General features: G+C 70.2%; 21 protein-coding genes and 1 tRNA gene. 13 read left to right on the top strand and 9 right to left on the bottom strand.

Going from position 1 to position 18,381, the window contains the following annotated elements; genetic code table 11:
• The 5 genes from ADBZ5U_RS06805 to ADBZ5U_RS06785 form a co-directional block, all read right to left on the bottom strand.
• Positions 1 to 455 (bottom strand): Rv2133c family protein (locus ADBZ5U_RS06805; protein ID WP_526263706.1); only part of this gene is annotated, 455 nt, incomplete at its 3' end.
• A complete protein-coding gene (locus tag ADBZ5U_RS06800; RefSeq protein WP_526263704.1) occupies positions 452 to 1,069 on the bottom strand; it encodes an Rv2134c family protein in 618 nt (205 codons plus the stop codon). The genes ADBZ5U_RS06800 and ADBZ5U_RS06805, both read right to left, overlap by 4 nt.
• Before the next feature lie 41 nt (positions 1,070 to 1,110).
• A complete protein-coding gene (locus tag ADBZ5U_RS06795; protein WP_526263702.1) occupies positions 1,111 to 1,803 on the bottom strand; it encodes a histidine phosphatase family protein in 693 nt (230 codons plus the stop codon).
• Positions 1,804 to 1,912: 109 nt separating this feature from the next.
• The gene (locus ADBZ5U_RS06790) at positions 1,913 to 2,746 is read right to left on the bottom strand and encodes an undecaprenyl-diphosphate phosphatase (RefSeq protein WP_526263710.1); all 834 of its coding nucleotides are present in this window, start codon (positions 2,744 to 2,746) and stop codon (positions 1,913 to 1,915) included.
• A 54-nt stretch (positions 2,747 to 2,800) separates the two neighbouring features.
• Entirely contained in the window at positions 2,801 to 3,100 is a 300-nt protein-coding gene (locus ADBZ5U_RS06785) for a hypothetical protein (protein ID WP_526263700.1), read from the bottom strand.
• 146 nt (positions 3,101 to 3,246) lie between these two features.
• Here ADBZ5U_RS06785 and ADBZ5U_RS06780 point away from each other — a divergent pair, with 146 nt between their 5' ends.
• Genes ADBZ5U_RS06780 through ADBZ5U_RS06760 form a run of 5 tightly spaced genes read left to right on the top strand, consistent with a single transcriptional unit; the run spans position 3,247 to position 7,958 of the window.
• Positions 3,247 to 4,230 carry a YncE family protein gene (locus tag ADBZ5U_RS06780; protein WP_526263698.1) on the top strand — a complete coding sequence of 328 codons (984 nt, stop codon included), beginning with the start codon at positions 3,247 to 3,249 and terminating at the stop codon, positions 4,228 to 4,230.
• Positions 4,227 to 4,487, top strand: coding sequence for a DUF5703 family protein (locus tag ADBZ5U_RS06775; protein ID WP_526263696.1), 261 nt, complete (start codon positions 4,227 to 4,229; stop codon positions 4,485 to 4,487). The genes ADBZ5U_RS06780 and ADBZ5U_RS06775 overlap by 4 nt, the downstream gene beginning before the upstream one ends.
• Positions 4,487 to 5,572: a quinone-dependent dihydroorotate dehydrogenase gene (locus ADBZ5U_RS06770; protein WP_526263708.1), complete on the top strand. Its 1,086-nt coding sequence runs from the start codon at positions 4,487 to 4,489 to the stop codon at positions 5,570 to 5,572. The genes ADBZ5U_RS06775 and ADBZ5U_RS06770 overlap by 1 nt, the downstream gene beginning before the upstream one ends.
• The gene (locus ADBZ5U_RS06765; protein ID WP_526263694.1) at positions 5,569 to 6,498 is read left to right on the top strand and encodes a patatin-like phospholipase family protein; all 930 of its coding nucleotides are present in this window, start codon (positions 5,569 to 5,571) and stop codon (positions 6,496 to 6,498) included. Before ADBZ5U_RS06770 ends, ADBZ5U_RS06765 begins: the two co-directional genes overlap by 4 nt.
• Entirely contained in the window at positions 6,492 to 7,958 is a 1,467-nt protein-coding gene (locus tag ADBZ5U_RS06760) for a flavin-containing monooxygenase (RefSeq protein WP_526263692.1), read from the top strand. Before ADBZ5U_RS06765 ends, ADBZ5U_RS06760 begins: the two co-directional genes overlap by 7 nt.
• Before the next feature lie 29 nt (positions 7,959 to 7,987).
• On the opposite strand, the gene ADBZ5U_RS06755 is transcribed toward ADBZ5U_RS06760, so the two are convergent.
• On the bottom strand, positions 7,988 to 8,524 hold the full coding sequence (locus ADBZ5U_RS06755; protein ID WP_526263690.1) for a YbhB/YbcL family Raf kinase inhibitor-like protein: 537 nt from the start codon (positions 8,522 to 8,524) through the stop codon (positions 7,988 to 7,990).
• A gap of 30 nt (positions 8,525 to 8,554) precedes the next feature.
• Positions 8,555 to 9,889, bottom strand: a complete 1,335-nt coding sequence (locus ADBZ5U_RS06750; protein ID WP_526263688.1) for a M20/M25/M40 family metallo-hydrolase — start codon at positions 9,887 to 9,889, stop codon at positions 8,555 to 8,557.
• Positions 9,890 to 9,998: 109 nt separating this feature from the next.
• Between ADBZ5U_RS06750 and ADBZ5U_RS06745 the strand changes: the two genes are divergently transcribed.
• On the top strand, positions 9,999 to 10,697 hold the full coding sequence (locus ADBZ5U_RS06745; protein WP_526263686.1) for a sensor domain-containing protein: 699 nt from the start codon (positions 9,999 to 10,001) through the stop codon (positions 10,695 to 10,697).
• Positions 10,698 to 10,764: 67 nt separating this feature from the next.
• Positions 10,765 to 10,853: transfer RNA gene (locus ADBZ5U_RS06740), tRNA-Leu, on the top strand.
• A gap of 9 nt (positions 10,854 to 10,862) precedes the next feature.
• On the opposite strand, the gene ADBZ5U_RS06735 is transcribed toward ADBZ5U_RS06740, so the two are convergent.
• Positions 10,863 to 11,849 carry a TerC family protein gene (locus ADBZ5U_RS06735; protein WP_526263684.1) on the bottom strand — a complete coding sequence of 329 codons (987 nt, stop codon included), beginning with the start codon at positions 11,847 to 11,849 and terminating at the stop codon, positions 10,863 to 10,865.
• A gap of 251 nt (positions 11,850 to 12,100) precedes the next feature.
• On the opposite strand from ADBZ5U_RS06735, the gene ADBZ5U_RS06730 reads away from it, so the two are divergent.
• From ADBZ5U_RS06730 to ADBZ5U_RS06710, 5 genes are all read left to right on the top strand, one after another.
• On the top strand, positions 12,101 to 12,301 hold the full coding sequence (locus ADBZ5U_RS06730) for a hypothetical protein (RefSeq protein WP_526263682.1): 201 nt from the start codon (positions 12,101 to 12,103) through the stop codon (positions 12,299 to 12,301).
• A 278-nt stretch (positions 12,302 to 12,579) separates the two neighbouring features.
• Entirely contained in the window at positions 12,580 to 13,059 is a 480-nt protein-coding gene (locus ADBZ5U_RS06725) for an NADH-quinone oxidoreductase subunit NuoE family protein (protein WP_526263680.1), read from the top strand.
• A complete protein-coding gene (locus ADBZ5U_RS06720; RefSeq protein WP_526263678.1) occupies positions 13,056 to 14,570 on the top strand; it encodes a formate dehydrogenase beta subunit in 1,515 nt (504 codons plus the stop codon). Before ADBZ5U_RS06725 ends, ADBZ5U_RS06720 begins: the two co-directional genes overlap by 4 nt.
• Positions 14,567 to 17,395 (top strand): formate dehydrogenase subunit alpha, encoded by a 2,829-nt coding sequence (gene fdhF, locus ADBZ5U_RS06715; RefSeq protein WP_526263676.1) that lies wholly within the window; start codon positions 14,567 to 14,569, stop codon positions 17,393 to 17,395. The genes ADBZ5U_RS06720 and fdhF overlap by 4 nt, the downstream gene beginning before the upstream one ends.
• A gap of 2 nt (positions 17,396 to 17,397) precedes the next feature.
• Positions 17,398 to 17,619 (top strand): formate dehydrogenase subunit delta, encoded by a 222-nt coding sequence (locus ADBZ5U_RS06710; protein WP_526263674.1) that lies wholly within the window; start codon positions 17,398 to 17,400, stop codon positions 17,617 to 17,619.
• On the opposite strand, the gene ADBZ5U_RS06705 is transcribed toward ADBZ5U_RS06710, so the two are convergent.
• Positions 17,588 to 17,986: a DUF2784 family protein gene (locus ADBZ5U_RS06705; protein WP_526263672.1), complete on the bottom strand. Its 399-nt coding sequence runs from the start codon at positions 17,984 to 17,986 to the stop codon at positions 17,588 to 17,590. The genes ADBZ5U_RS06710 and ADBZ5U_RS06705 overlap by 32 nt on opposite strands.
• On the opposite strand from ADBZ5U_RS06705, the gene ADBZ5U_RS06700 reads away from it, so the two are divergent.
• Positions 17,867 to 18,381 (top strand): endonuclease/exonuclease/phosphatase family protein (locus tag ADBZ5U_RS06700; RefSeq protein WP_526263670.1); only part of this gene is annotated, 515 nt, incomplete at its 3' end. The two genes, ADBZ5U_RS06705 and ADBZ5U_RS06700, sit on opposite strands and share 120 nt — an antisense overlap.

Below are 18,381 nucleotides of genomic sequence, written 5' to 3'. Positions count from 1 at the left end.
AAGACGGCCATCCTGCGTAACTCGGCGTTGTCGGCGTGCACGAGCGCCACTTCCTGCCCGGCGTAGTCGTAGGCGGTGAGCACCGACATGTAGCCGTCGGGAACCGAGTCGGCTGGGCATAGGTCAACCAGCCCCGGTCCCGGCGTGTCCTCGGGCTGCTCCACCCATGTCTGCACCATTCCCAACCCGGCCGGACCCTGCCGAATGACTGTGTGCGGCACCACATCCCAGCCCAGAGCCTCCGAGATCAGGAAGGCGCCGTACTCGCGCCCGGCCAGGGTTCCGTCGGGGAAATCCCAGAGCGGCTGTTCGCCGGCGACCGGTTTGTAGACGCACTGCACGACGTGGGAGTCCAACGTGGCCGCACAGCGGAAGGTTGCGTTGCTCGCCGATCGGATGCGGCCCAGGACGGACAACTCCCCGTGCAGCAGCGTCTGTTGCGGCTGGCCCGTCACGAGTCGGCGTCGTCCCCGCTGTCGTCCCCGCTGTCCCCCGGATCCCCTGATGAGCCGTAGAGCTGGAATCGTCGGTACCCGTTGGCGCGCACGCAGAGATGGCCTGCGGGGTCCAGAGGTTCCTCGCACAGCGGGCACGGCGGACGGCCGGCGGAGATCACCCGCTGCGACCGGGCGGCGAACTGCTGGGCGGACTCCGGCGACAGAAACACCCGCACGGCGTCGGGACCTTCCTCGGCGTCGTCGAGGATCACCGAGGCGTCGAACTCGTTGTCACTGACCGCGAGCAGTTCCACCACCACGCGCTGCGCCTCGGCGTCCCAGCCCAGGCCCATGGTCCCGACCCGGAATTCGGCGTCGACGGGCGTGACCAGCGGGCCGAGGTCGGCCACCTCGGCAGCCGGCGGCAGCGGGGTGCCGAACCGCCGGTTCACCTCGGCGAGCAGCGACCCGATCCGCTCGGCCAGCACCGCCACCTGTTGTTTTTCCAGCAGCACCGAGACCACCCGCTGATCGTGAACCGCCTGCAGATAGAAGGTCCGGTTACCCGGCCGACCCTCGGTTCCGGCGACGAACCGGTCCGGGCTGCGGAAGACGTGGATCGAGCGGGTCATGGTCACTCCCAAAATACCGGCTGGGCGGGTAACGGGCCGTGTCAGTCGGTGGATCCGCCGACCGCGGCATCGGTGTCCGGCGCCGCTCCGGCCGGACGGGTGGTCGCGCGCAGCGCCGAGGCCAGTTGCGCGCCGGTGTGATTGACGTGCACGACGAACGGACGCAATTCGGTGTAGCGGATCACACTCATCGACGCCGGGTCGGCGGTGATGCGTTGGAAGGCGTCCAGATGGGTTCCGAGCGCGTCGGCCAGCACCGCCTTGATCACGTCGCCGTGGGTGCAGGCCACCCACAGCGCGTCGCCGCCGTGCTCGGCGGCGAGCCTGCGGTCGTGTTCGCGCACCGCGGCCACCGCCCGCGCCTGCACCTGCGCCAGGCCCTCGCCGCCGGGAAACACCGCCGCGCTGGGCTGCTGCTGGACCACCGACCACAGTGGCTCCTTGACCAACTCGCCGAGCTTTCGCCCGGTCCACGCGCCGTAATCGACCTCCGATAGCCGGTCGTCGACCACCGGCTGGAGTCCGAGCGCGGCGGCCAGCGGTTCCAGGGTCATGCTGCAGCGCAGCAGCGGTGAGCGGACCAGCGCTCTGATCGGCAGGCCCTCGAGTCGTTCGACCAGCGCCGCGGCCTGGCCGGCGCCCGTCTCGTCGAGTTCGACGCCCTCGGAGCGGCCGGCCAGCGTGTGGGCGGTATTGGACGTAGACCGGCCGTGGCGGAGCAGGATGACGGTCATCCGGCCGGCCGCCGACGACGCGCAGCGGAGCGAAGAGGACGACGCGCAGCGGAGCGAAGAGGACGACGCGCAGCGGAGCGAAGAGGGATAGACGGAGAGGCATCACCGGTCATGTCGCGGACAGCACCCCGGTGGCCAGCAAGGCCATCACCGTCAGCGCCAGGATCACCCGGTATCCGACGAACCAGTACATGGCGTGGTGGGTCAGGAAACGCAGCAGCCAGGCCACGGCGGCCAGGCCGACCACGAAGGTGATCACCACCGACACCGCCAACTGCGGCCCGGTGGCGCTCATCCCCTCACTCGCCGGGTGGAACGCGTCCGGCAGGGAGAAGAGGCCGGAGGCGAACACCGCCGGAATGGCGAGCAGGAAGCCGAATCTCGCCGACAACTGCCGATCGAGACCGCGGATCAGACCCGCGCTGATCGTCGCCCCGGACCGCGACACCCCCGGCACCAACGCCAGGCACTGCGCCAGGCCGACGAAAAGACCGTCACGCCAGGTGATTTGGCCGATGTGGCGGTTCTGCCGGCTGAAATACTCGGCGGCGGCGATGACGGCGGAGAACACCAGCATCGCGGTCGCGATCACCCACAGGTTGCGGACCTCCGAACGGATCTCGTCCTTGAACAGAAGGCCCGCCACCGCGATCGGCAGGGATCCGATGATGACGTACCAGCCCAGCCGGTAGTCGGGGTTGTCGCGGCGCGCCTTCACCAGCAGGCCGCCGAGCCACGCCTTGAGGATGCGGACTATGTCGCGAAAGAAGTAGACCAGCACCGCGGCCTCGGTGCCCAACTGGGAAACGGCGGTGAACGAGGCGCCCGCGTCGCCGTGGAAGAACAGTTCGGACGCGATCGCCAGGTGCCCCGATGAGGAGATCGGCAGGAATTCGGTGAGTCCCTGAATGACCGACAGGACCACGACCTGCAGCCAGGACATCGGCGTCACATCCACGCCGCTGACCGTACCCGGCGCGGAACCGACCGCTGGCAGTCAGCGCACCGGCGCGGCGTCGGCGACGGCGTCCCGGACGGCGGCGGACAGGCTGCGGGCGTCGTCGACGTCGACGCCGACCAGTTCCCGGGTGACGGCGGCGACGACGTCCTCGGGCACCGGGACCGGACCGGCCCGGCGGGGCCGGTAGACCTCGACCACCAACTGGCCGCGGTGAACGTGGAAGGAGAAGCTCCGGCCGTCACCCAGTCGGCCGAAACCACTGCCGAACAGGCCGGTGATGATGTCCTCGACGACGAACTCGGCTCCGTGCGACTCCGAGGCGACCGCCAGTGTCATGACCACACCATAATCCCGGTTACGGCCTCAGGGCTTAGAATCCGAAGTCGACAACCCCTCGACCGCGCATATTCCACCGACAGATCCATATTCCACCGACACATACGGGGGCTTACCCGTTGCCACAGCACCGAAACCGCGTTGCGGTGCGCAGTGCCACGGCCGGATTGCTGGCCGCGGCTCTGGTTGCCGGCGGCTGTAAGTCCAACCCGCTCGACGTGGCCCCGGCCACCGTCGAACCGGCCCGGCCGGCCGCCTCCCCGGCGGCCTCCACCGCCCCGGCCGGCCGGGTCCTGCCGTTCGCGGCCGACCCGCAGGCCGCGGTGGTGGCCGACGGGTCCCTGGTGGTGCTCGAGTCCCGGAACCTCACGGTTTTCGAGGCCTCCGGACGCTCCCGTGCGATCCCGCTGCCGGGGCCGGCCACGGCGATCGCCACCGACGGGCGCGACACCGCCTACGCGGCGACCAGGGGTGCCGTCTTCACCGTCGACCTGGCCCGGGGAACCACCACCCGCACGCCGATCGACGGGGCGGCCGATGCCGAGTTCACCGCGATCGCCCGCCGCGCCGACGGCCGGCTGGTGCTGGGCAGTTCCGACGGGACGGCCTACACCCTGACCCGGGACATGGGGGTCGCCGGCAAGGCGGCGATCTTCGCCAGGGTGGACGCCATCGTCGCCCAGGGCGACACCGCCGTGGTTCTCGACCGCGGCCAGACCTCGGTGACCGCGCTGAAGCCGGACGGCGCTCGGGCCCAGGCGCTGCGCGCCGGGTTGGGCGCGACGACGATCACCGCCGACCCGGCGGGGCGGGTGCTGGTCGCGGACACCCGCGCCGGGCAGTTGCTGGTCTTCGGGGTGGACCCGCTGATCCAGCGGCAGGCCTACCCGGTCGGGGAATCGCCGTACGGGATCGCGGGCTCGGCCACCCTGGTGTGGGTCTCGCTGACCGCGTCGAACACCGTGGTTGGCTACGATCTGGCTACTGGCATCCCCGTGGAGAAGGTGCGCTATCCGACCGTGCGGCAACCCGATGCGCTGGCCTACGACGAGCAGTCCGGCACCCTGTTCGTGGTGTCCGGCAGCGGAGCCGGGGTTCAGGTGATCCACAACGCCGCGAGCCCGCGGTGAGTGCGGCCCACCGCGGCCGGATGCCCGCCGCGTGGGAGGCGGGACTCTCCGACGACTACGAGTGGGTTCCACTGCGACTGCCTCCCGACGTCACCCGCATCAGCGCGTCGACGCGGCTGTCCATCGAGGCCGAGTACCGCGGATGGGAGCTGACCAGGGTTCGTCTGTACGCCGACGGGAGCAGGCGGGTTCTGTTGCGGCGCAAGAAGACCCGATTCGCCGACTACCCCGGCCCGACCGATCAGCCGGGCCTGTGATCTACGACGCGGTGCGCCGGGTGTTGTTCAAGGCGCCCCCCGAGCGGATCCACTCACTGGTGTTCGCCGCACTGCGCGGCGCCACCGCCACCGAAGTCGCCCGCCGCGGCCTGCGGCACGGCCTGGCTCCGCACGATCCGGTCCTGGCAACCACCGTGTTCGGGGTGCGGTTCCCCGGACCGCTGGGCCTGGCCGCCGGATTCGACAAGGACGGTCTAGGCCTGGACAGCTGGGGCGCGCTGGGGTTCGGGTACGCCGAAATCGGGACCGTGACCTCCCAACCTCAGCCAGGCAACCCCGAGCCCCGGCTGTTCCGGCTGCCGGCCGACCGCGGCCTGCTCAACCGGATGGGATTCAACAACCGCGGCGCCGGGGAACTGGCGCTGCGACTGGCGCGCCACCGACCGGATGTGCCGATCGGGGTCAACATCGGCAAGTCCAAGGTGACCCCGCCGGAGCGGGCCGCCGAGGACTACGCCGCCAGCGCCCGGCTGCTGGGCCCGCTGGCCGACTACCTGGTGGTCAACGTCAGCTCCCCCAACACCCCGGGCCTGCGGGACCTGCAGGCCGTCGAGTCGCTGCGGCCGATCCTGTCGGCGGTGCTGGCCGAGACCGGCGCGCCGGTCCTGGTGAAGATCGCACCGGATCTGTCCGACGAGGACGTCGACGCGGTCGCCGACCTGGCGGTGGAACTCGGGCTGGCCGGGATCGTCGCCACCAACACCACGGTGTCGCGGGCCGGACTGCGCACCGCCCACGTCGAGGACCTGGGGGCCGGCGGGGTCTCCGGCCCACCGGTGGCCGAGCGGGCGGCCGAGGTGCTGCGCCGCCTGTACGCCCGCGTGGGCGACCGACTGGTGCTGATCGGCGTCGGCGGCATCGAGACCGCCGACGACGCCTGGGAACGGATCATTGCCGGAGCGTCACTGCTGCAGGGATACACCGGTTTCGTCTACGGGGGGGGTATGTGGGCCAAGCACATTCACGACGGCCTGGCCGCCCGGCTGCACGCCGGCGGGTTCGGCAACCTGCGTGACGCGGTGGGTTCGGCGCAAGCCGGCGACACGTCCGGAACGGCGCGTTGACTCGCCGCGCGCTGGCCATCGGCTGCGGCGGGACGATCGGCGGCGCCTGGGCCATCGCCGCCCTCTCCGCGCTGCGCGACGAGATCGGCTGTGAGCCAGTCGATTTCGAAGTACTGCAAGGGACGTCCGCCGGCGCCGAGATCGTCACCATGCTCGGTGGCGGGGCCGGCCTGGACGACCTGGTCGCCATGCAGCGCGGCGAGGCGGGCGACGCCCGGCTGCGCGCCCACTTGGCGGCCACGCCGCCGAACCTGCCACCCCTTCCGGCGCCGCGGCTGCTCAACCCGGCACTGGTGCGCTCGCAGTCCGGCCTGGCCGCACTGACCGGCCTCGCGCCGACCGGCCGGGCCGATGCCGGCTGGCTGCAGCGACTCGCCGACGGCTTCGCCGACGGGACCTGGCTACCGCACAAGGGGTCACGCATGGTGGCGTTCGACGTCGACAGCGGTGAACGTGTCGCGTTCGGCGCCCCGGGCGCACCGCCGGCCGGCGTGGGTGAGGCCCTGCGGGCGTCGTGGGCGATACCGGGGTGGATGCCGCCGGTGCACATCGGTGGGCGCCGCTACGTCGATGGCGCCGCCCGCTCCACCGCGTCCGTCGACCTCATCGGGGCGGACGAGGCCGACGTCATCTACGTCGTCGCGCCGATGGCGTCCGCCCCGGGTGAGCGCGCCCCCGGTGTGGGCGGGTTCATCGAGGACCGTCTACTGCGACAAGCGATGTCGCGGACACTTCACGACGAGGCGGCCGTCGTTCGCGGTCGCGGTACGACGGTGGTGGCCATCACGCCGGACCGCGGCGATCTGGCCGGCCTCGGCTGGAACTTCATGAACCCCCGGCGCCGCCGGGCGGCCTTCGAGTCGGCGATGACGACCGCGCCGGCCGCCGTCCGACGGGCCCTGGCCGGCCCCCGGGAGCGGTGGTGACCGCCGGACGCGAACCGCGGATCGTCGTGATAGGTGCCGGTGTCGCCGGCATCACCACCGCGCACGTCCTTCGCCGGGCCGGGTTCGAGGACGTCACCGTGCTGGAGAAGGGGTCCGACGTCGGCGGGGTCTGGCACTGGAACCGCTACCCGGGTCTCACCTGCGACATACCCTCGCAGGGCTATCAGTTCGGATTCGCGCTGAAACCCGACTGGGGTCACGTTTGGGCGAGTGGGACCGAAATCCGGCGATATCACCGCGACGTCGTCGACCGGCTCGGGTTGGCGCCGATGATCGAACTCGACACCGAAGTCACCGAGGCGCGCTGGGACGACCAGACCGCGCAGTGGACCCTGACCACCGCCGACGGTGGCCGCCACGTCGCCGACTTCCTGGTCTGCGCAACCGGTTTGCTGCACCACCCCTTCATCCCCGACATCCCCGGTCTCGCCGATTTCACCGGAACCGTCGCGCACAGCGCACGGTGGGACGACGGCCTGGACACCACCGGGGCCCGCATCGCCGTCATCGGCACCGGGTCGACCGGCGTGCAGATCGTCTCGGCCCTGCAACCGGGTTCGGCCTCGATCGACCATTACTCGCGATCGACCCAGTGGATGCTGTGGGCGCCGATGTCGGTGCGGCAGATTCCCGGGATGGCCGGACTGCTGAAACGCTTTCCGGCACTGCACAAGTCGGCATATGACTGGTTCCTCGGATGGGGCGGCGGAATCATCGCCGACATCTCAATCCGGCCGTCGTGGCGGCGCAGGGCCGTGCAGTCCTACGCCCGCCTTTCGCTACGCCTGCAAGTCCGTGACCCCGACCTGCGCGCCAGGCTCACACCCGACTACGAGCCGCTGTGCAAACGGCAGGTGATGTCGGGCACCTACTACCGGGCGATACAGGCCGCCAATGCCGCACTGGTCACCGAGGCCATCACCGAAGTGACGCCCACCGGAATCCGGACGGCCGACGGCCGGCACCGCGACACCGACGTCATCGTGCTCGCCACCGGATTCCACACCCACAACTACATGCGGCCGATGCAGGTCATCGGCCGGGCCGGCCTCAGCCTGGACGACGCATGGGCCGAGGGGCCGCGCGCCTACCGGACGACGGCGATCCCCGGTTTCCCCAACCTCTTCACGGTCCTGGGGCCCAACTCACCCATCAATACGATCGGGCCGCAGTTCTCCGCCGAACTGACCGCGCGCTACATCGCCCAGTGGATCGCCAGGTTCCGCGCCGGAACGCTCTCGACGGTGGAAGTCACCGACGAGGCGACCACCCGGTTCAACGACGACGTCCAAACGGCGATGGGGCCCACCGTGTGGAACACCGGATGCAACTCCTGGTACCTGACCGACGCCAGCACCATCGACCTGTGGCCCTACGACCGCGCCGCCCTGGTCTCGATGCTGCACGGTCCCGACGACACGGACTTCCACCTCAGCTGAGGGCGGACCGGCCGATCGGGGCTTCGGGTCTACTTCTGTTCGTAGGTGCCGTGGATGACGGCTCGCGCGATGGCATTGGCGAAGATGTTGAAGCCCAGGAACGCGGGGCTGGCGTCCTCGGGAAGACCCAGCTTCTCCACGCCGAGGGCGTGCACCGCAACGAAATACCGGTGAGAGCCATGACCGGCGGGGGGCGCGGCGCCGACGAAGCGGCGGAGGCCGGCGTCGTTGCGCAGCGTCAACGCGTCCCCGGGAAGCGGCGACCCGTCCCCCGCGCCGGACGGAAGCCCGGTTACGGTCGCGGGCAGGTCGGCCACCGCCCAGTGCCAGAACCCGGAGGCCGTCGGCGCATCCGGATCGAAAACAGTCACCGCGAAGCTGCGGGTCCGTTCGGGGAAGCCCGACCAGCTCAGCTGCGGCGAGACGTCCTCGCCACCGGCACCCATGATGCCGCTGACCTGCGCATTCTTCAGCGGCTGGCCGTCGGTGACGTCGGTGCTCGTCAGCGTGAAGCCGGGCAGCTCGGGCAGGAAGTCGTAGGGGTTGTAGGGGAAGGCCACGGGCATCGCTCCTGTCGGTTCAGCAGTTCTCGAGTCTCAGCAGTTCATCAAAAAGTGCTCGAGCACCCTGGCGCCGAACTCCAGCGCGTCGGTGGGCACCCGCTCGTCGACACCGTGGAACAGTGCCGCGAAGTCAAGCTCCGGAGGCAGCCGTAGCGGGGCGAAGCCGAAGCACCGGATGCCCAGGCGGGCAAACGCTTTGGCATCGGTGCCACCGGAGAGCATGTACGGAACGGTGCGCGCGTCCGGGTCGACGGCGAGGATGGCGTCGTTCATGGCCTCGACCAACCGGCCGTCGAAAGTCGTCTCGTAGGAGGGTAATTCGAAGATCCACTCGCGGGTGACGTCCGGGCCGATGAGTTCGTCGATCTCCCGTTCGAAGGCGGCCTGCCGCCCGGGCAGCACCCGGCAGTCGACGACGGCCTCGGCGGTGGCCGGGATGACGTTGGCCTTGTAGCCGGCCTGGAGCATGGTCGGGTTGGCGGTGTCGCGCAGCACGGCGCCCAGCATCCGGGCCATCGGGCCCAGTTTGGCGATCGCACCCTCCAGATCCGCGCCGTCGAAGTCCAGGCCGGTCTCTTCGGCGACGACTGACAGGAATTGCGCGACCGTGTCGGTGAGCACCAGCGGGAACTGGTGATTACCCAGTCGCGCAACAGCATTGGCGATGAGGGTGACCGCATTGTCGTCGTGAACCATCGAGCCGTGCCCGGCTCGTCCCCGTGCGGTCAGGCGCATCCACAGCAGACCCTTTTCGGCGGTCTCGACCAGATAGAGCCGCCGCTCGCCGCCGTCGCGCCGCGGCACGGTCACCGAGAATCCGCCCACCTCGCCGATCGCCTCGGTGACGCCGCGGAACAGCTCGGGTCGGTTGTCCACCAGCCACTGGGCGCCGTACTTGCCGCCATGCTCCTCGTCGGCGACGAAGGCGAAGACGAGGTCGCGCGGCGGGACCAGGCCGGCCCGCTTGAAGTGCCGGGCGGCCGCCAGCATCATTCCGCACATGTCCTTCATGTCGACCGCCCCCCGTCCCCAGACGTAGCCGTCGGACACCGCGCCGGAGAACGGGTGCACACTCCAGTCGGCGGCCTCGGCCGGAACGACGTCGAGGTGTCCGTGGATCAGCAGCGCCCCGCGGGAGGGGTCGGCGCCGGGCAGTCGGGCGAAGACGTTGGCCCGATTCGGCGCGCCGGACTCGACGTACTCGGCCCGGTAGCCGACCTCCCTCAACTTCCCGGCCACCCACCGGGCGCACTCGGCCTCGCCCTTGGTCGTCGCGGGGTCACCGGTATTGGAGGTGTCGAAGCGGATCAGCGCGCTGACGAGTTCGACCACCTCTGCGGCCACGTCGCCCAAGCCCTCCCGCGTCACCTCCCTTTCCTACCATTGGCCCGATGCGGCCGGAGAGACCGGCCCTCTTACCACATATTTAACTCCAACCACATTTACAACACGCCCGACATGCTTTCTAATTACTGCGATGACCAGCCGGACACCCGCGATCGCAGCGCTGCTGTGCACGGCAGGGCTCCTGTCGGCCTGTGCCACCACCACCGCGGGCATCCCGACGCCGGCGGCGGCCCTTCCCGGTCCCACCGCCGGGCACCTCGCGGAACTGCTGCTGCCGGCCGAGGAGATCAGCGCGGCGCTCTCGTCGAAGAACATGGTGGTGACCCGCGACGTCACCGCGCTGTGGGTGGACAAGACCCAGGTGGCCGAGGGGGTGGGCTGCCTGGCCGTGGCCGGCGCCGCCCAGCGCGGTGTTTACCTCGACAGCGGATGGACGGCGGTGCACGGACAGGTCCTGCGCGATCCCCCGACCGCGCCGTCGTGGTCGCACTTCGCCACCCAGACGGTGGTGCTGTTCGACTCCGCCCGGGCGGCCGGCGACTTCTTCGACCGCTCGCGCGACATCTGGGCCGGTTGCTCCGACCGCGAACTGACCTACCCCCGGCAACCGGCGCCCGAGCAGGTGTGGGCCGTCGGCCCGGTCGGCGTCGAGGGTGGCGTCCTGACCGTCTCCAGGGAGGAGCGCAACCCCCAGCGGTGGTCCTGCCAGCGCGCGCTGGCGGTGCACGGCCAGGTCGCCGTCGACGTCGAGGCCTGTGCGCTGGATGCCCCCACCACCGCGGGGGCGGCCATCGCGCGCTCCATCGCCGAACGGATCGGCCCGGCTTGAATCGCGGTTTGGGCGCAGCAGTCGGCATCCGATAGCCTTAAGCGCCCACCGCAGGTGGGTTCACCCGGTCCGAGTGGCGGAATGGCAGACGCGCTAGCTTGAGGTGCTAGTGCCCTATTAACGGGCGTGGGGGTTCAAGTCCCCCCTCGGACACCATGTGAGGGATCACTTCTCGGCGCCGGCGCGCCCGCGGGTGCGGATCAGGCTGGCGACGGTGGTGACGAGCAGCACCACCCCGATGACGCTGATCGACGCCGACGTCGAGATCTCCGGCACGTCGACGTAGTCGCCGCCGTTGACGAACGGCAGCGTGTTCTTGTGCAGCGCGTGCAGGATCAGCTTCACGCCGATGAAGCCCAGGATGATCGCCAGGCCGGCCGACAGGTACACCAACCGGTCCAGCAGGCCGCCGATCAGGAAGTACAACTGCCGCAGACCCATCAGGGCGAAGGCGTTGGCGGTGAAGACGATGTAGGGCTCCTCGGTGAGGCCGTAGATGGCCGGGATGGAGTCGAGCGCGAAGAGCAGGTCGGTGAAGCCGATCGCGACCAGGGCCAGCATCATCGGGGTGACGGCCCGCGCCCCCCCGACGCGGGTGATGAACTTGTCGCCGTCGTAGTGGTCGGTGGTCGGCACGAACCTGCGCACCAACCTGACCAGTCGGTTCTCCCGTTCCTCCTCGGCCTGCCGCTCGTGCCCGCTCTCCCGGGCCAGTTTGAGTGCGGTGAATATTAGGAACGCCCCGAAGAGGTAGAACACCCAGCTGAAGGCGTTGATCGCCGCCGCGCCGACGGCGATGAAGGCCGCCCGCATCACCAGCGCCATCACGATCCCGATCAGCAGCAGCTTCTGCTGGTAGATCCGGGGCACCGCGAACGAGGCCATGATGACGGTGAACACGAACAGGTTGTCCACCGACAGCGCCTTCTCGGTGACGTACCCCGCGAAATACTCCGCTCCGTACTCCGCGCCCCAGTGCCACCAGACGAAGAAGCCGAACAGCACCGCCAATCCGATGTAGAACGCCGACCAGACCGCCGACTCCCGGAAGGACGGTTCGTGCGCCACCCGAACGTGGGCGAAGAAGTCGAAGACGAACAGTCCGAGGACGACCAGGCAGGTGATGACCCAGATCGCCGTCGTCACACCCATGTCGTCACACCCATGTCGTCACGCCCATAATGAACATTATTACCGGCAATCTAGTTCGTATGTCAAGTGGCCTCCGTTCCGGCGGCAGTCGCGGCACACTCAGGTCGACGGAAGGATTCCGATGGCGAACTACACCTACCACTGCGCCGAGCACAGGCCCGGCCGAGTACGCGTTCCCGGTCGAATCCGCGCCGCGGCACGTGGACTGCCCGGACTGCGGAACGCCGGCCAGGCGGGTCTACCACGCGCCCATGCTGTCGGCGGCGAACCGCGACCGGATGGGCCTGATCGACTCCACCGAGGCCAGTGCCGACCGGCCAGAGGTGGTCAACTCGATCCCCGGCGGTGGCCGGCTCAACAGCAAGCCCACCCCGCTGGCCCCGCCCGATCCGCGGCTGGCCAAACTGCCCCGTCCCGGACTACCCCAGGGGCGTGGCTACTTTCAGGGGTAGGGCGCCACCCCATGCCAGTTCGCTCCTTCCGTGGCCGCACCGCGATATGCGGTGTCTGCTCCATCGGTGTTGGGCGACAGGCGAATTCGGTCAAGTCCGAGAATTCGCCGAACAGGTTGTGGCGATGGACCCCTCTCGTGGACCCTGCTGTCAAGCGGTTTGCCGAAAATCGTCAGCCCGGCGGCCGGAGAAAGGGGCGCGGGGCACTTTCCCCGCGGCGCCGGGTGGCCTAGCCTCGGAGGTGGCGCGACGGTACGACCGCGCCGGACGGTGACGGGGTGACAGAGAAACTCTCCGGGCAGCAGGCGGTGGCCGACCACCTGGAATCCCTGCCCGCCGACGAGCGGCTCATCCTGCCGTGCCTGCAGCATGTCCAGCGATCGTTCGGCTTCGTCGCCGACGACGCCGTCGACGCGGTCGCCGAATTCCTCAACGTCAGCCGGGCCGAGGTCATCGGTGTGCTGACCTACTACCACGATCTTCGCCGGACTCCCCCACCGGCGGTGGCGGTCGGCGTATGCGTGGCCGAGGCCTGCCAGGCCCAGGGCGCCCGGTCGCTCGTCGGCGCGATCGAGGCGGAGTTCGGTGTCCGGGTGGGCGCCGGGAAGACCGGCGGGCCGATCGAGTTCGCGAAGACGTACTGCTACGGCAACTGCGCCCTCGGGCCGGCCGTGATGGTCAACGGTCGACTGATCGGCCGCTGCGACCTGACCACCCTGCGCGACGCCGTCGACCACGCCCGGGAGGTCCGGCGGTGACCGCCCGGATCTACGTGCCCCGCGACTCCGCCGCACGCTCGGTGGGCGCCGACCAGGTCGCCGCGCGGTTCGCCGAACTCACCGACGCCGAGATCGTCCGCAACGGCTCCCGCGGCATGCTCTGGCTGGAGCCGTTCGTCGAAGTGGAGACCGCCGCGGGGCGGGTGGGCTACGGCCCGGTCCGCCCGGACGACGTCGCCGACCTTCTCGGGGCCGGCCTGCTCGATGGCGGCGAGCACCCGCTGGGCCACGGCCTCGTCGACCGGATCGACTGGCTGGCCCGCCAGCGGCGGGTGAGTTTCGCCCGGGTCGGCCTCACCGACCCACTGGACCTGGACGCCTACCGCGCGCTCGGCGGGCTGGCCGGGCTGCGGCAGGCGCTGGACAAGCCCGGCGACGACGTCGTCGACGATGTTCTGGCCTCCGGGCTGCGGGGCCGCGGCGGGGCCGGCTTCCCCGCCGGCATCAAGTGGCGCACCGTCCGGGAGGCCCCCGGTGAGCCGAAGTACGTCTGCTGCAACGCCGACGAGGGCGACAGCGGAACCTTCGCCGACCGCATGCTGATGGAGGGCGACCCGTTCACCCTTCTGGAGGGCATGGCCGTCGCCGGCATCGCGGTGGGCGCCGAGCACGGGCTGATCTACGTGCGCTCGGAGTACCCCGACGCGATCGCGACCCTGCGCACCGCGGTGGACATCGCCCGGGTCGACGGCTGGCTCGGCGCCGACGTGCTGGGCAGCGGGCGGGCCTTCGACGTCCGCGTCGCCGAGGGCGCCGGCTCCTACCTGTGCGGCGAGGAGACCGCGATGCTGGAGAGCCTGGAGGGCAAGCGCGGGATGGTGCGCGCGAAGCCGCCGATCCCGGCCCTGCAGGGTCTGTTCGGCAGGCCGACACTGGTGCACAACGTGCTGACGCTGAGCGCGGTGCCGCAGATCCTCGCCGGCGGCCCGGCGGCCTATCAGGCGCTGGGGGTGGACCGATCCCGCGGGACCCAGGTCTTCCAACTGGCCGGCAACATCGCCCGCGGTGGTGTCGTCGAACTCGGCTTCGGGGTCCCGCTTCGCGAACTCGTCGAGGGCTTCGGGGGCGGCACCCGCACCGGCCGCCCGGTGCGGGCGGTTCAGGTCGGCGGTCCGCTGGGGGCATATCTGCCGCAGTCGGCCCTCGACGTGCCGATGGACTACGAGGCGCTGGCGGCCGCGGGCGCCATGCTCGGCCACGGCGGGGTGGTGGTGTTCGACGACTCCGTCGACATGGCCGCCCAGGCCAGGTTCGCGATGGAGTTCTGCGCGGTCGAGTCGTGCGGGAAGTGCACCCCCTGCCGGATCGGATCGACCCGCGGCGTCGAGGTGATCGACCGGATCACCGCCGGCGTGGACCGGGAACGCAACCTGGAACTGCTCGTCGATCTGTGCGACACCATGACCGACGGCTCGCTGTGCGCGATGGGCGGGCTGACGCCGATGCCCGTGCGCAGCGCGCTCAGGCACTTCGGAGAGGACTTCCGGTGACCCTGCTCAACGAACCCGATTACGGCACACCGCGATCCGCGTCGCCGGTCGAGGTCGCCCTGGAGGTGGACGGCACGAGCGTCACCGTGCCGGCCGGCACCTCGGTGATGCGCGCGGCCGCCGAAGCCGGGCTGGCGGTGCCCAGGCTGTGCGCCACCGACTCGCTGGCGCCCTTCGGATCCTGCCGGCTGTGCCTGGTGGAGATCGACGGCAAGAAGGGCACCCCGGCGTCCTGCACCACACCGGTGGAGCCGGGAATGGTCGTGCACACCCAGACCCCGAGGCTGGCGCGGCTGCGCCGCAACATCATGGAGCTCTACATCTCCGACCACCCGCTGGACTGCCTGACCTGCCCGGCCAACGGCGACTGCGAGCTGCAGGACATGGCCGGTGCGGTGGGCCTGCGCGAGGTCCGCTACGGCGGCGTCGACGGGACGGCGGGCCGGAACCACCTCGACGCCCCCACCGACTCGTCGAATCCCTACTTCAGCTTCGACGAGTCCAAGTGCATAGTCTGCAGCCGCTGCGTGCGCGCCTGCGACGAGATCCAGGGCACGCTCGCGCTGACGATCGTCGGCCGGGGATTCGACTCCAAGGTCAGCCCCGGCGGCAAGGATTTCTTCGACAGCGAATGCGTATCGTGCGGCGCCTGTGTCCAGGCCTGCCCGACCGCCACCCTGTCGGAGAAGTCGGTCGTCGAACTGGGCACCCCCACCCGCTCGGTGGTGACCACCTGTGCCTACTGCGGCGTCGGATGCTCCTTCAAGGCCGAGATGCGCGGCGACGAACTGGTGCGGATGGTGCCCCACAAGAACGGCGGCGCCAACGAGGGCCACTCCTGCGTCAAGGGCCGTTTCGCCTGGGGCTACGCCACCCACCCGGACCGGGTCACCACTCCGATGATCCGGGACTCCATCACCGAGCCGTGGCGGGCGGTGGGCTGGGACGAGGCGATCGGCCATGCGGCCCGGCGACTCACCGAGATCCAGGACCGGCACGGCCGGGACAGCATCGGCGGCATCACCTCGTCGCGATGCACCAACGAGGAGGTCTTCGTCGTCCAGAAGATGGTCCGGGCGGCGTTCGGGAACAACAACGTCGACACCTGCGCGAGGGTGTGCCACTCACCCACCGGCTACGGACTGAAGCAGACCTTCGGCACCTCCGCCGGAACCCAGGATTTCAAGTCGGTGGCCGACGCCGACGTCATCGTGGTCATCGGCGCCAACCCGACCGAGGCCCATCCGGTGTTCGCATCCCGGATGAGGAGGCGGCTTCGCGAAGGGGCACGGCTGATCGTGGTGGACCCCCGCCGCATCGACCTGGTGCGCTCGCCGCACATTCGCGCCGACCATCATCTGCAGTTGCGGCCGGGCACCAACGTCGCCGTCGTCAATGCGATGGCGCATGTGATCGCCACCGAGGGCCTGATCGACACCGATTTTGTCGAAACGCGCTGCGAGCCAGGGCTTTTCCAGGATTGGGAGCAGTTCATCCGGCGGCCCGAGAACAGCCCCGAGGAAGTCGAGAGGGTCTCCGGGGTGCCGGCCGGCGACATCCGTTCGGCGGCCCGCCTGTATGCCGCCGGGCCGAACTCCGCCATCTACTACGGCCTGGGTGTCACCGAACACTCGCAGGGCTCGACGATGGTGATGGCGATGGCCAACCTCGCCATGGCGACCGGGAACATCGGCCGCAACGGCGTCGGGGTGAATCCGCTGCGCGGGCAGAACAACGTCCAGGGCTCCTGCGACATGGGCTCGTTCCCGCACGAGTTCTCCGGTTACCGCCACGTCTCCGACACCGCGGTGCGGGAGCAGTTCGAAGCGGTGTGGGGAACCACCCTGCGGTCCGACCCGGGCATGCGCATCCCCAACATGTTCGACGCCGCCACCACCGGTGGATTCAAGGCGCTCTACATCCAGGGCGAGGACGTCGCGCAGTCCGACCCCAACACCCACCATGTGCAGAAGGCGTTGGAGGCGCTGGAATTGCTGATCGTTCAGGACCTGTTCCTCAACGAGACCGCCCGCTACGCGCACGTCTTCCTGCCCGGCACCTCCTTCCTGGAGAAGGACGGCACCTTCACCAACGCCGAGCGGCGCATCAATCGGGTCCGGCCGGTGATGCGGACCCGCACCGGGAAGCAGGAGTGGGAGGTCACCTGCGATCTGTCCACCGCGCTCGGGTATCCGATGCACTACGAGTCGGCAGCCCAGATCATGAACGAGATCGCCGCGCTGACACCGACTTTCGCCGGGGTCTCCTTCGAGTTGCTCGACAAGGTGGGCAGCGTGCAGTGGCCGTGCGACGCCGAGCACCCGCTCGGCACCCCCATCATGCACGTGGGCCGGTTCGTCCGCGGCGACGGCGCCTTCCAGCTGACCCCGTACGTGCCGACCGACGAGCGCAGCAGCCGGCGCTACCCGTTGCTGCTGACCACCGGCCGGATCCTGAGCCAGTACAACGTCGGCGCCCAGACCCGCCGGACCGCCAACGTGGCCTGGCACGACGAGGACGTGCTGGAGATCCACGCGGCCGACGCCGAGGCGCGCGGGGTGGCCGACGGGTCGTGGGTGACGCTGGCCAGCCGGGTCGGCTCGACGGTCATGCGGGCACGGATCTCCGACCGGGTGCCGCCCGGCGTGGTCTACACCACGTTCCACTACCCGGGCAGCGGGGCGAATGTGGTGACCACCGAGTACTCCGACTGGGCCACCAACTGCCCGGAGTACAAGGTGACCGCGGTGGAGGTGAGCCCGAACAGCCGCGGACCCCTCGAGCTGGACCAGAGGGCCGCGTCCGGCACCACGGTCGGCGGCTGAGCGTGCACATCGAGACCCTGACCCGGATGGGCCGGGAGATCGCGCGCAACAACGCAGCCCTGCCGCACGAACAGGCGGTCGCCCGCATCGCCGGGCACCTCCGGTCGTTCTGGACCCCGGCGATGATCACCGAACTGGAGGCGTTCGCCGCGACCGACCCCGCCGAGCTGGACCCGCTGCTGCTGGACGCGGTCAGGGCGTTGGCCGGCGCGTCCGGGCGGTGAGCGCCCGCCGCCGCGGCGCCGTCACCGCGAAGCACACCCAGGAGACCAGCACCGCCAGCAGCGCGCCGGCCTGCAGGTGACCCGTCGCGGCGGCCGGGTGTACGGCGCCGGTGATGTAGTGGTCGATGAATCCGGCGGCCGGCAGCGGCGGCAGGCCGGCCCGCTCGCGGGCCCAGCGCTCGACGATGGTCAGCGGGCAGTCGAAGCCCAGCACCACGCTGCACGTCGCCCACAGTGCCGCCAGGCCGTGCAGCCAGATGGTGCGCCGCCACCGCAGCGCCAGGAACCCCCCGGTGAGCAGATAGACCAGGAACGCGAAGTGGGCCCCGGCCACCAGCCACACCAGCGTCAGGAACAAAGGTTCCATGAGGCAACGTTAGCCGAGACGCTGGGCGATGAGACACAGCGACGCGATTCCCTGCCGGCAGTCCTCGGCGGGGATCTCAACTGCACCCCGGAGTCCGACGAGTACCGCTGCGCCACCGGACTTTCCGCCGGAGCGGTGCCGAATTTCGCCCTCGTCGACGCCTGGACCGCGGCGGGCAACACCGACCCGGGACACACCTGGTCGGCGAGCAACCCGTTGGTCCCCCGCCGTGCCATCCATCCGCACCGCCGACTCGACTACGTGATGGTGTCCACCCCCCGTCGTTCCGGAGCAGGCCGTGTGCGCCGATGTGCTCTGGCCGGCACCGCGGAGGTCGACGGTGTGGGCCAGCGACCATTTCGCGGTGGTGGCCGAGGTGACGATGTGAGCCCCGC

It is taken from the genome of Mycobacterium sp. (assembly GCF_040398885.1).
GTDB lineage: Bacteria > Actinomycetota > Actinomycetes > Mycobacteriales > Mycobacteriaceae > Mycobacterium.
This window is presented reverse-complemented; position numbering and strand designations above follow the sequence as displayed.